At 74.4% G+C, this 12143-nt stretch carries 9 protein-coding genes; 5 read left to right on the forward strand and 4 right to left on the reverse strand.

Annotated features, from left to right (window positions below; genetic code table 11):
• Nucleotides 1-19 precede the first annotated feature (19 nt).
• From ACFWB8_RS21100 to ACFWB8_RS21115, 4 genes are all read right to left on the reverse strand, one after another.
• Nucleotides 20-1432: a hypothetical protein gene (locus ACFWB8_RS21100; protein WP_385229007.1), complete on the reverse strand. Its 1413-nt coding sequence runs from the start codon at nt 1430-1432 to the stop codon at nt 20-22.
• A gap of 145 nt (nt 1433-1577) precedes the next feature.
• Nucleotides 1578-2831, reverse strand: a complete 1254-nt coding sequence (locus tag ACFWB8_RS21105; RefSeq protein ID WP_385229010.1) for a hypothetical protein — start codon at nt 2829-2831, stop codon at nt 1578-1580.
• Between the two features lie 229 nt (nt 2832-3060).
• Complete coding sequence (locus ACFWB8_RS21110) at nt 3061-3888, reverse strand: ribonuclease BN (protein WP_385229106.1); 828 nt, start codon at nt 3886-3888, stop codon at nt 3061-3063.
• A gap of 144 nt (nt 3889-4032) precedes the next feature.
• Nucleotides 4033-4920: a YihY/virulence factor BrkB family protein gene (locus ACFWB8_RS21115; RefSeq protein WP_385229013.1), complete on the reverse strand. Its 888-nt coding sequence runs from the start codon at nt 4918-4920 to the stop codon at nt 4033-4035.
• A gap of 226 nt (nt 4921-5146) precedes the next feature.
• On the opposite strand from ACFWB8_RS21115, the gene ACFWB8_RS21120 reads away from it, so the two are divergent.
• The 5 genes from ACFWB8_RS21120 to ACFWB8_RS21140 all read left to right on the forward strand — a co-directional run bounded on the left by ACFWB8_RS21120 (nt 5147) and on the right by ACFWB8_RS21140 (nt 12125).
• Nucleotides 5147-5632: a VanZ family protein gene (locus tag ACFWB8_RS21120; protein ID WP_385229016.1), complete on the forward strand. Its 486-nt coding sequence runs from the start codon at nt 5147-5149 to the stop codon at nt 5630-5632.
• Between the two features lie 91 nt (nt 5633-5723).
• Nucleotides 5724-8360, forward strand: coding sequence for a class III lanthionine synthetase LanKC (gene lanKC / locus ACFWB8_RS21125; protein ID WP_385229019.1), 2637 nt, complete (start codon nt 5724-5726; stop codon nt 8358-8360).
• Nucleotides 8357-8491 (forward strand): SapB/AmfS family lanthipeptide, encoded by a 135-nt coding sequence (locus ACFWB8_RS21130; protein ID WP_214939950.1) that lies wholly within the window; start codon nt 8357-8359, stop codon nt 8489-8491. Before lanKC ends, ACFWB8_RS21130 begins: the two co-directional genes overlap by 4 nt.
• A 71-nt stretch (nt 8492-8562) precedes the next feature.
• Nucleotides 8563-10347 (forward strand): ATP-binding cassette domain-containing protein, encoded by a 1785-nt coding sequence (locus ACFWB8_RS21135; RefSeq protein WP_385229023.1) that lies wholly within the window; start codon nt 8563-8565, stop codon nt 10345-10347.
• Entirely contained in the window at nt 10344-12125 is a 1782-nt protein-coding gene (locus ACFWB8_RS21140) for an ATP-binding cassette domain-containing protein (protein ID WP_385229026.1), read from the forward strand. Before ACFWB8_RS21135 ends, ACFWB8_RS21140 begins: the two co-directional genes overlap by 4 nt.
• Nucleotides 12126-12143: the final 18 nt, after the last annotated feature.

Raw genomic sequence — 12143 nt, forward strand, 5'->3', positions numbered from 1 at the left:
GGCGGTGTTCCGGCGCCCGCTACCCCGCGGTGCGGCCGCTCGCGAGGGGCCACTCGCGGTTGAGGGTGCCCAACGGGATGCGGCGCTCGATGACCGGTGTGCCGAACAGGGACAGCGCGAAGTGGAGTTGGCCGCTCAGGTCGAAGCCGCCGTGCAGCGCCCAGGAGCCGTTCACCGAGGTCTTGCCGTCGGTGGACGCGCTCGCCTTGACGTCGGCCTCGCCGCGCAGGTAGGGGGCGAAGTCGGCGGTGACGCCGACGGCCCCGTACAGGCCCACGGAGGCCTCGGCGCCGAGGGCGCCCTTGACCCGCCCGGCGGCGGTGACGCTCGCCTTCACCGGGGAGCTGTGCACGGCCGAGGTGCTGACCGGGGTCCAGCCCTTGCCCCACGCGTAGCTGCCGCCGACACGGAAGTCGCCCTTGACGTCCTGCTGGACGTCGAGGGTGACGCGGCCGTCGGCTTCCACCTGGACGTAGCAGGTCATGTCGAGGTTGACGACGACGGGCACCGGGCCCACCTGGATGACGGGGGCGCTGTGCAGCTTGGCGAACGGGATGCGCTTGGGCGCCCCGGTGCTCGCGGCGGCGCGGCCCTTGAGCTCCCACTGCGAGGACCAGGCCCCGCTCATGCCGAGGAAGGCGGAACTCGGACCGTGGCCGGCGCCGGAGCTGCCGTCGTACGAGAACTCCACCTCGGGGGCGAGCTGGACGAAGCCGGACACCGAGGCGCCGGCCGAGGCGGGGGCGTCCTGGGCGGTGTCCACCGAGGCGTCCACGTCGAGCCGCAGGTTGCCGAGCGGCAGGGTCGCGCCCTTGGGCCCGAACCGCGCACCCTGGGGCTTCGCCCAGGAGAAGGTGACGCCCTTCATCAGCGGCTCGACGGTGACCGATGCGGGGTCGACCGGCACCTTGCCTTCGGCCTTGTCGTCGTTGAGGACGGAGGCGAGCGTGGTGGCGGCGGTCTTCACTTCCGTCCCGCGGTCCGTCTTGCCGACGACCTCGGTGACCTTCGCGAGCAGGCCGTCGGGGGCGCCGGGCGCGGGCGCGCTGGCGATGACGTCGCCCACCGCGACGGGAGCGGCGGGCGTGGCGGGCGTGGCGGGCGTGGGGGAGTGGCTCGGCGCGGCGGAACTTCCCTGCGGGGCCGCGGATATGACGGCCCGCCCGTTCGCCTTGTCGTAGGAGGCGACGCTCAGCGAGGACTTCTCGGGGCCCTTGCCGGTACGGGTGCGGGCGATGGCCGTCGGAGCGGGCGACCCCTGCGGTGCAGCGGCCACGTTGAGCTGCTGGGTGCCGTCGGCCGTCGACGTGAGGGGGGCGGGGCTGGCCGGTTCGGCGGCACTGGTGTGTGCCACCGAGGAGCAGCCGGTGGCGGCGAGGGCCAGCGTGGTGAGGCCGGGGAGCAGGAGGCGTGTGGTGAGCGTGGTGCGCACTGAGCGGTGACCTTCGATGGGGGGAGGAGGTGTTACTGGTAAGTAACGTCAATCTTGATCATGCCATGTGTGCACTGCGGCAGTCACCTTCACTTCCGGCCAACTAGCCTGCTCCGCAAGGTGGTTGAACCTTCACTCACGTGGATCAGTCGCCGCCCCCGCAGCCGCCCCCGCAACTGCTGTCCGAGCCGCAGCCGTAGAACGACCCGCAGGAGGAGCCGGAGGACCCGGTCGACGCCACGGACCGCCTCCGGCGGTCGGCATCCTTCTTGCGCTGCCAGAGGGCGGACGGGGACGAGGTGCCGGACGCCCCCCACTCGGCGTGCTGACGGCGGAGCCGCGCCAGCAGCGGGACGGCCGCCACCTCCGTGACGATGAGCGTGCCGTCGTGGACCACCGCGTACTCGAGGACGACTTCCGCACCCTCACGCGGGGCGCCGTAGAGGATGGCTTCGAAGGGCTCGCTGAAGGGATTGACGTCCTGGTGCTCTGCGCGCAGTCGCTCCGCCGAGCCGCCCTGCAGGGTCCGCACCGGGCTGACGCGGTCCTCGAACCGGCTCCGGAAGCAGATCAGCGGCTGTGCGGTCGGGGTGCGGGCGTCGGCGTACAGCCAGTTGTGCGCGGGACCGGTGGCGCGCACGCCGACGAGCAGGGCGGGCTGCGGCGCGGCGCGCAGTCGGCGCGCGGCCAGTTGGGCAGCCACCCCCCGGCCGAGCATCGCGGCACCGGGGACCGCCGACAGCAGGGCCAGGATCTGCTGCCCGGTGGCGTCGTACGTGCCCGCCCGCCGTGCCCCCAGGTCCATGGCCAGGGCCCAGCAAAGGATGATGACGCCGCCGACGCACAGCACGCCGCCGGGCAGCATCAGCCCCAGGCCGCGCAGACGGTGGCTCTCGGGGAGCCGGCGGGGCAGCGGGTGGCGGCCCGGGCCGGCGGCGGCGAGGGCGAGGGAGCGCTGGCGTCGGCGGGCCCGCAGCCGTAGCGTCGCCCCTGCGCACACGTACGCGCAGACCGCGAAGACCAGCAGGCAGCCGCCGAGGCCCGCGGTATCGCCGGCGGGCAGGCCGGCCAGCGTGAACGCCGAGTACCCGGCGAGCAGCGCTGTGGCCGCGAGCGCGGCGACGGGGGTCAGCCGGAACCACAGCGGCAGGCTGATCAGCAGGAACACCACCGGATAACCTGCCCACCCGGTGCCGCGATCCGCCGTCGCGGCATCGTTCCAACCGAGCAGGACGGCCGCCACCGCGACCAGCGGGGCCAGCGCCCAACTTCCGGCAACCGGCGAGAAGGCGGCGGGGGTGGCGGCCGCGCGCCAGCGCTCGGCGTCGCTGACGCTCCAAGTGCGCAGGCCGCCGGGCGGTATGGCGGCATCGGGCAGGGATTTCACGTGGTCTGTCACGTCGCAAGTATGCGAACGCACGAGCCGCGGGCCTGCCGTTGCCCCACGTCCAGCCGCAGTGGACTCTGAGATCAGAAGAAGATGAGGGAGTCCGCGGCGAGAAGCTGCGGCAGTACGTCGAACGGCAGGCGGCGGCGGTCGCCCGGTCCGCCGCATCGCGCGCCGGGCACGCCGTTCGCGTGCGACGGCCGGGCCGGTGTCGCCCGGCGCCGACCCCGCAGCCCTCGGCTCACCGGCCGGGATCCGCCGGGCGCGCCCGGCGCAGCAGTTCGTCGTGGAGCAGTCGGCCGACGAGGGCGCCCCCGAAGACGACGACCCCGATACCGACGAGCCAGGTCTGGATGACGAGGACGGTTCCGAAGGGGCCGTACGTGACCGCGCTGGACGCGATCAGCGGTGAAAAGACGAGCCGGGAGAAGACCCGCAGCCCGAGCAGTCCGGTCATGGTGGCCGCCGCCCCGGGAAACAGGGCGGTCCACGGGACCTGGCCGGCGAGCAGCAGGCGCTGGGACCACCAGAAGAAGAGGGTTCCGATCACCACCGTGACGAAACCGCGGGCCGGGGAATCGCGCCACGGTGGAATGATCGCCGCGAGGTAGAGGACACCTATCAGCACGCCGAGCCACAGCACGTGACGCCATCTGGCCCACCAGCGGGCCGGAGGAAGACCCCAGACCTGCTCGTATCCGCTTTGCAACAGGGTGCCGAAGGACAGGCCGAACACGGCGAGCACGGCGAGGCCGAACGCCGTCGTGGTCCGCCAGGCCTGGCCGGGCAGGGCGAAGAGCCGCTCGATCTCCACCCTGGCGGCCGGCGACACGCCGAGCCCGTCTCCCAGCCATTGCGCGAACCCCTGCCCCCCGCGGGTGTCCGCGGCCGATACGACGATCAGCAGGGGCACCAGTGTGAGGAACCCGAGCGCCGCGAACCCGAGGGAGCGCTGCCACAGATCGAGGTTCCGCACGTGGGCCCAGCGGCGACCGGCCCGCGCACGGCGGATCGCGCTGAGTGTCCGCCCGAAGGGCGACAGCCGTCCCGCCCCTCCGGACCCGGTCATCTCGGCGGTGGCGGGGGCGGTGAGGGCGGGCGGGGCGGGGGTGAGGGTGAGGTGACGAGCATGGCCGCTCCAGCTTCTGCTCCCACGGTAGAACTCTCGGGTCCGGGAATCCACCGCTGCGAAACCCCGCTCGGCCGCCGAGGCTCAGGGGTGGGGCCGGGGGGCGGGTTCCCGTGCCCGTTCCGCGTTGAACCGGGCCCCGGTGAGCAGCGCCAGGTTCGCCAACCAGAGCCAGACGACGAAGACCACGATGCCGGCCAGCGAGCCGTAGAGCCGGCCGTACGTGCCCAGCTCCGTGTACAGCGTGAAGAGCCCCGAGGCGGCCAGCCAGAGCAGGGCCGCGAGTACGCCGCCGGGCAGGCCCCGGCGGGCGCCCCGGCTCTGGGCGGGGCCGGTGCGGAAGAGGACCAGCACCAGGAGGGTGACGACCACCAGCAGCACGGGCCAGCGCAGGAGCACGATGCCGTGCGTGCTGTCCCCGCCGGTGGCTTGTGCGGCCCGTCGGGCCAGCGGCCCCGACACGACCAGTCCCACGGCGCCGACGACGAGCAGGATCAGCAGCAGCACGGCGTTGAGGACCAGCATGTGGGCCGCGCGAAGCGCGGTCCGCGTATCGGGCACCCGGTGCATCGTGTGCAGGGTGCGTCGGAACACCGCCAGGTAACTGCATGCAGACCACACCGCGCTCAGCACGCCGCCGATCAGCAGGGTCCACATCGAGGAGTGCTCCGCCGAGAGGCCGGCGAGCGCGTCGTGCAGTACCTGCGCCGATTGAGGGGGCGCGTACGAGGTGAGCTCGGCGACCAGCCGGTCCCTCGACCCGTCGCCCAGCAGCCCCACGAGGGAGACCGCGATGACGAGTGCGGGCAGGAGCGCCAGTACGGCGTAATAGGTGAGGGCGGCCGCCTGGTCGGCGAGATTGTCGGTCCAGACGTGGACGGCCGTACGCCGCAGTTCGGCGCGGGTGCGCGCCCCGAGGGCGGCAGCGGGTGGGCTGCCGCGGTGCGGTGCGGTGCGGGTGATGTCGCTCATGCCGTGCGCGTGCCCGACGGCGTCGTGTGCATGCACCCGTGAGGTCCCGCGTGCGGCGCCAAGGCGGGCTGCCGCCGGCGCTCGCGTACCGGGCCGTCCGCAGGGTAGACGCGCCCTCATGACATGGACTTACGCGCGAAGGCGCGGTGGGGAGCCAAAGGAACCGGCCCTAACGGCCACCGGGAAGCAACACCGGCCGGTACACCCGGCCGTCCGGGCACTGGCCATGGTGATCGCCCTCGTCGGGACCATCCTGTTCGGCCTGGTCCTGGCCCGGCTGACGCTGGAACCGTCCGCCGCCTCGGCGGCCCTCGTACACAGCAATCTCCGTCCCGGCCGTTCGATCAGCGCCTACCTGGACGGGACGTCGACGATCGAGGCGGTGCGCCAGCTGGGCGGGAACCTGCTGCTGGGCCTGCCGTTCGGTGTGCTCCTGCCCGTCCTGCTGCCCCCGGCCCGAGGGCTGCTGCGGGTCGGCGCCGTGACGGTCTGCCTGATGACGCTGGTGGAGCTCATCCAGGGCGCCCTCGTCACGGGACGCGTCTTCGACATCGACGACGTCATCCTCAACACGGCCGGAGCGCTCCTCGGTTACCTGCTGATCGGGCGGAGGCTGGGGCGGGCCGTCCACCCGCGCCGCCGGCACTGGTGGCACCGCTGGACCCGGCGCCAGCCGCCCGGGCTACGGGAAGCGGAGCCTCGTGACTCGTGAGTACTGCACACCCCACCGGTGACAGCGGTGACTGTCGCCGCGCGTGCCGGGCGTGACACGGTCGGTTCTGTCACCGACCGAGGGAGCAGGTGTGAACAAGGGGTACGCCGCCTTCTGCGACGCCGACCGCTGGTTCTACGACGCGCCGTACCGGCGGGCCGGCGAGAGCTATCCGGCCGCCCTCGCCCCCGTCCCGTCGGGGTGGCTCTCGCACCGGAGCGGCGACTGGCTCGCGCTGCGTCCCGCCGGGGCCGAACTGCCCGCGCAGGGCTGGAAGATCCACGTCTCGGCCACGCTCGACAACGCCGAGTCGCTGCTGACGACGGTGTACGAGTACTGCACCGCCCGCAGCATCGCCTTCAAGTTCATCCCGAGCCGCTACCTGCTGCACCTGCGCAACGCCAAGTACGCCGACCGCGCGGCGAGCGGGAAGTTCATCACCGTGTACCCGGCCGACGAGGAGCAGTGCCGCCGGATCGCGGAGGACCTCGACGCCGCGCTGGCCGGGGCGGCAGGCCCGTACATCCTCAGCGATCTGCGCTGGGGCGCCGGACCGGTCCACCTGCGCTACGGCAGCTTCACCCTGAGGCACTGTTACGACGAGCACGGCGAACTGGTCCCGGCGATCGGGACCCCGGATGGGCGGCTCGTACCGGACCGGCGCGAACCGGTCTTCCAGCCGCCCGAGTGGCTCGAACTGCCCGATTTCCTGAAGCCGCACCTCGCGGCGCGCTCCGCGGTCACCCTGACCGGCGTCCCCTTCACGGTGGAGCGGGCGCTGCACTTCTCCAACGGCGGCGGCGTCTACGTCGGCAAGGACAGCCGCACCGGCGAGCGCGTGGTGCTCAAGGAGGCCCGTCCGCACGCCGGCCTCGCCGCCGACGGCGCGGACGCCGTGACCCGGCTGCACCGCGAACAGGCCGCGCTGGAACGCCTGGAGGGCCTGGACTGCGTCCCGTCGGTCCGCGGCACCTTCACCGTCGGCGGCCACCACTTCCTCGTACTGCAGCACCTCGCGGGCAAACCGCTCAACACCTACTTCGCCCGCCGCCACCCGCTGATCGAGGCCGACCCCGACCCGGCGGAACTCGCCTCGTACACCGAGTGGGCCCTCACGATCCACCGGCGGGTCACGGAGGCCGTCGACGCCGTGCACGCCCGTGGGGTGGTCTTCAACGACCTCCACCTCTTCAACATCATGGTGGCGGAGGACGAGACGGGCGAACCCTCGGTCGCACTCCTGGACTTCGAAGCCGCCGCGCACGTCGACGAGGGGCTGCGGCAGACCGTCGCCAACCCCGCCTTCGTCGCACCCGCCGGACGGCGCGGGTTCTCCGTCGACCGCTACGCCCTCGCCTGCCTGCGGCTCGCCCTGTTCCTGCCGCTGACCAGCCTGCTCGTCATGGACCGGACCAAGGCCGCACATCTGGCCGCCGTCGCCGCCGAGCAGTTCCCCGTACCGCGGCGGTTCCTGGACGAGGCCGTCGAGGAGATCATGGCCGGCGCCCCGCAGGACGGACCGGGTGCCCGCCCGCCCGTCCCGACCGGGCCGTACCTGCCCGTCGAGCCCGGGCAGTGGCCGGCCGCCCGTACGTCGATGACCGCGGCGCTGCGTGCGAGCGCCACTCCGGACCGCGAGGACCGCCTCGTACCGGGCGACATCGCCCAGTTCGCGACCGCCGGGGGAGGCATCGGCTTCGGCTACGGGATCGCCGGGGTGCTCCACGCCCTCGCCGAGACCGGCGCCGGACCCTGGCCCGAGGCCGAGGAATGGCTGCTCGACCGGACCGGGGCACCGCTCTCCGGCACTCCGCTCGGCTTCTACGACGGCCTGGCCGGCACGGCCTGGACGCTGCACCGGCTCGGACACCACGGCCGTGCTCTCGCCCTCGCCGACCAGCTGCTGCACCAGCCCTGGCAGAGCGCGGGTCCCGACCTGCACAGCGGACTCGCCGGCATCGGCCTGGCCCTGGACGCGCTCGGCACCGCGAGCGGCGAGAGCGAGCTGCACACCGCGGCCCTGCGCTGCGCCGAGCTCATCGCCCGGCCGGAGCAGCGCCCCGCCCGCGCGGGACTGCTGTACGGCAACTCCGGCCCCGCCCTGCTCTTCCTGCGACTGTACGAGCGCACCGGCGACAAGGAACTGCTGACCCACGCCGCCCAGGCACTCCACCGCGACCTCGACCGCTGCGTCACCAGCGCGTACGGCACCCTCCAGGTGAACGAGGGATGGCGCACGATGCCGTACCTCGGCGAGGGCAGCGTCGGCATCGGCATGGTGCTCGACGACTGGCTGGAGCACGGCCCGGACGAGCGCTTCGAACAGGCCCGGCGCGAGATCGTACGGGCGGCGCAGGCGACCTTCTACGCCCAGCCGGGGCTGCTGCGCGGCGCCGCCGGGATGATCCTCCACCTGGCCCGGACCACCACGCCGGGCCCGGGCACCGGACCCGGTGCCATCGCCCGCCAGATCGACGCACTGGCCCGGCACGCCGTGCCGTACCAGGGGCATCTGGCCTTCCCCGGCGAGCAGATGATGCGCCTGTCCATGGACCTCGCCACGGGCACGGCCGGCGCTCTCCTCGCCCTCGGCAGCGCGGCGCCCGGTGGGCGCGCACACCTGCCGTTCCTCCCGCCGCTGCGCGAACGCGCGGCGGCCCCCAAGCCGGTCCCACCCGGGGCCGTGACCCATCGCACCACTCGAGAGAAGAAGAGGAATCTGACATGACGCTTCTTGACCTGCAGTCGATGGAGACCCCGAAGGAAGAGACCACCGAGGCCGCGATGACGGGCGGCGGCAGCCGGGCCAGCCTGCTCCTCTGCGGAGACAGCAGCCTGAGCATCACGACCTGTAACTGACATAGGTCACCTCGGGCCCGGGCGGCGGTTCGCCGTCCGGGCCCGCACCACATCACTGGAGGCACCCGCCGATGAGCCCCCCTGACGCGGCGGTCGACACGGCGCAGGCGCAGGCGCCCGCCGAGGCGCGCAGCGCCGACCGGGCACTCGTGGCGGCGGCCCGGCACAGTGGCGGGCGCACCGCCGCCGTCCTCGGCTGCGCGGTGGCGGCCGCCGCGGCGGCGCTCGCCGAACCCGCGATCCTCGGCCACACCCTCGACCTGCTGCTCCGCCGAGCCCCGTCGGGCCCCGCCTGGACGCTGCTGTGCGCCGCGGTCATCGCCGCCGAGGTGACCCTGGACGCCGCCGCCGCACGGCTGACCGGCGAGGTGGACGGCCGCTCCACCGCGCGGCTGCGCAGGCTCGGGCTCACCCGGCTGCTGCGGACGGCCCCGCACCACGCGGCCCGTTACGCACCCGGTGAGACCGCCGCGCGGCTGACCGCACACGCCACCGAGGCCGGGAAGGTCCCGGCCGCCGCCGCGCACGCCGTCGCCGCACTGGTGGCGCCGCTCGGCGCGGTGGCCGCACTCTTCCTCATCGACCTGTGGACTGCGCTCGCCTTCCTCCTGGGCGTTCCGTTGCTGGTGCTCCTGCTGCGGGCCTTCGCCCGTGACACCCTCACCAGCGTCGCCCGCTACCAGCAGGTGCAGCTCGCCACCGCCGGCCGTCTCGTCGAGGCACTGGCCGGGGCGCGCACGATCGCCGCCGCCGGTACCGCCGAGCGCGAACGCACGCGGATCCTCGCGCAGTTGCCCGAGCTCGGCGCCGAGGGCCGACGCATGTGGCAGGTCTACGGCGGCACGACGGCCCGCTCCGCGGCCCTCATGCCGATGCTGCTGTACGTGGTTCTCGCCGTCGGCGGCATCCGCCTGTCGGCCGGCGCCATCGGCGTCGGCGAACTCCTCGCCGCCTCACGGTACGCCGCCCTCGCGGCCGGCATCGGCGCCGTGACCGGCGGGCTGGCGGCCGTGGTCCGCGGCCGGGCGGCCGCCCGCCGGACCGCCGCCCTCCTGGCCCTGCCCGAACTCGGCCACGGCCGGGCGGAGCTGCCGCAGGACGGCCCCGGCACCCTGGAACTGCGGGACGTCCGGGTCGTACGCGGCGGATCGACGGTCCTGCACGACATCAGCCTGGTGATCCCCGGCGGCACCACGGTGGCGGTGGTGGGCCGCTCCGGAGCCGGCAAGACGCTGTTCGCCGCCGTGGCCGGCCGGCTCACCGACCCCGACACGGGCCAGGTGCTGCTGGACGGCGTACCCCTGCGGGAGGTCAGCGCCGAAGCGCTGCGCCGCGAGGTCGGGTACGCCTTCGACCGGCCCGTGCTGCTCGGGGACACGGTCGGCGACGCGATCGGGTTCGGCGCGGGTCCCGACCCCGGCCCGGAAGCGGTCCGCGCCGCGGCCCGCGCCGCGTGCGCCGACCCGTTCGTACGGCACCTGCCCCACGGGTACGACACGCGCCTCGCCGACGCCCCGCTGTCCGGCGGCGAGGTCCAACGCCTCGGGCTGGCCAGGTCGTTCTGCCACGCTGGCCGGCTCCTCGTCCTGGACGACGCCACCTCCAGCCTCGACACCGTCACGGCCCGCGAGGTCGAGCGGGCGCTCGCCCACGCGATCCGGCCCGGCACCCGGATCGTGGTCGCGCACCGCCTCTCGTCCGCCGTCCGCGCCGACCTCGTCGTATGGCTGGAGGACGGGCGGCTGCGGGCGACCGGCGCCCACGACGCGCTGTGGCGGTGCGAGCCCGCCTACCGGGAGGTGTTCGCCGCCGCCGCGGAGACGGGTGCGCAAGCGGACCGGGAGGTGGCGCGGTGACCGAGGCCGGGTCCTGGCGTCGGGTGGCACCCGAAGCCCGACGCTTCCTGCGCGGCCGCAAGGGCGCACTGGGGAAGCTGGCGGGCTGGTCGCTCCTCGAGTCCGCGCACACGTTCCTCGGCGGCTACGGTGTGGCCCGCGCCCTCGACGACGGCTTCCTCGCCGGCCGCACCGCCACCGGTCTCGCCTGGCTGGCCGCGGCGGGAGCCGGAGCACTGCTCGGCGGCCTCGCGCTGCGCGGTGTGTTCGCCGGCCTCGCGGACCTCGTGGAGCCGCTGCGGGACGGCCTGGTCCGGCGGGCGGTACGGCAGGCGCTGGACCGCGCCGTCGCCGACCCGGTGCGCGCTCCCGACACGGGCGCGGTGTCCCGGCTGACCCAGCAGACGGAAATGGCCCGGGATTCCTTCGCGGGGCTGGTCCTGACGGCACGTTCGTTCGTGTTCACCGCCGTGGGCGCACTCGCGGGCATGGCGGCCCTGGCCCCGGTGCTGCTGCTGATCGTGCTGCCACCCCTGCTGCTGGGCGCGGCCGCCTTCCTGGCCACGCTCCGCCCCATGGCATCCGTGCAGCGCCGGTCCCTGGACACCGACGAGGCGCTCTCGGACCGGGTAGGGGCGCTGGGGGAGGGCCTGCGTGACATCGTCGCGTGCGGTGGACAGGCGGCGGCGCGGGCCCGGGTGGAGCCGCTGATCGCCACCCAGGAGCGGCTGGCGCGCCGGCTCGCCCGCTGGGCGGCCCTGCGCACCCTGGCCCTGGGCGCGGCGGGCCGGCTGCCGGTGATCGCGCTGCTCGTCGCGACGCCCTGGCTGCTCGGGCGGGGAATCACCGCAGGTACGCTGGCCGGTGGCCTCACCTACGTGGTCCAGGCCTTGCTGCCCGCACTCAACTCCCTGATGACGGCAGTGGGTTCCGCGGGGACCCGGCTGCTGGTGGTCCTGGAACGCTTCTGCGATCCGGTGTCGCCGACCCCGGCCGACCGCCGTGCGACGACACCGCGGGCGCTCGTCCACACCGGCCCGCAGAGCGCCGCCGCGGCCGAGCTCCGGGGCGTCACCTTCGCCTACGGCCCCGGCGCGGCTCCCGTACTCGACGCCCTCGACCTGGTGGTGCGGCCGGGGGAGCACCTCGCCGTGGTGGGGCCGAGCGGCATCGGCAAGTCCACGCTCACCGCGCTGCTGGCCGGGATGCTGTCACCCGACGCGGGGACGGTCCTCGTCGCCGGCGCTGCCGCCGGCCGGGAACCCGGTGCCACAGGACCGGACCCGCGGCGGACCCTGCTGCCGCAGCAGGCCTACGTGTTCACCGGCAGCGTGCGGGAGAACCTGACCCACCTGTCCGCGGGCCCGGGCCCGGGCCCGGGTGCCTGCGTGCCCGGGGACGCCCAGGTGCTGCGGGCCGTCAGCGCCCTGGGGCTGGAAGGCCTGGTGGAGCGGCTGGGCGGCCTGGATGCCGAGGTGTCCCCCCGGCACCTGTCCCGAGGGGAGAGCCAGCACCTCGCGCTCGCCGCCGCCTACCTCTCGCCGGCCCCGCTGCTGTTGCTCGACGAGGCCACCTGCCACCTGGACCCGCGTACGGAGGAGCGTGCCGAGCGGGCCCTCGCGGACCGTTCCGGCACCCTCGTCGTCGTGGCCCACCGCGTCTCGTCCGCGGCCCGCGCCGACCGGGTCCTCGTCCTTGACGGGACCCGCGCGGTGTGCGGCACGCATGCGGAACTCCCCGCCAGATCACCCCTGTACCGCGACCTGGTGGGGCGGTGGAACCGGACCACGGACGAATGACGCGGCTGCGGCACCCGT

It is taken from the genome of Streptomyces sp. NPDC060031, assembly GCF_042736805.1.
In the GTDB taxonomy this organism is placed as follows: domain Bacteria; phylum Actinomycetota; class Actinomycetes; order Streptomycetales; family Streptomycetaceae; genus Streptomyces.

Bases quoted from the DNA above. Each gene is read 5' to 3' on its own strand.
- ACFWB8_RS21115 (WP_385229013.1), bottom strand. From the start codon at position 4,920: ATGAGCGACATCACCCGCACCGCACCGCACCGCGGCAGCCCACCCGCT.
- ACFWB8_RS21135 (WP_385229023.1), top strand. From the start codon at position 8,563: ATGAGCCCCCCTGACGCGGCGGTCGACACGGCGCAGGCGCAGGCGCCC.
- ACFWB8_RS21130 (WP_214939950.1), top strand. From the start codon at position 8,357: ATGACGCTTCTTGACCTGCAGTCGATGGAGACCCCGAAGGAAGAGACC.
- ACFWB8_RS21110 (WP_385229106.1), bottom strand. From the start codon at position 3,888: ATGACCGGGTCCGGAGGGGCGGGACGGCTGTCGCCCTTCGGGCGGACA.
- ACFWB8_RS21120 (WP_385229016.1), top strand. From the start codon at position 5,147: ATGGTGATCGCCCTCGTCGGGACCATCCTGTTCGGCCTGGTCCTGGCC.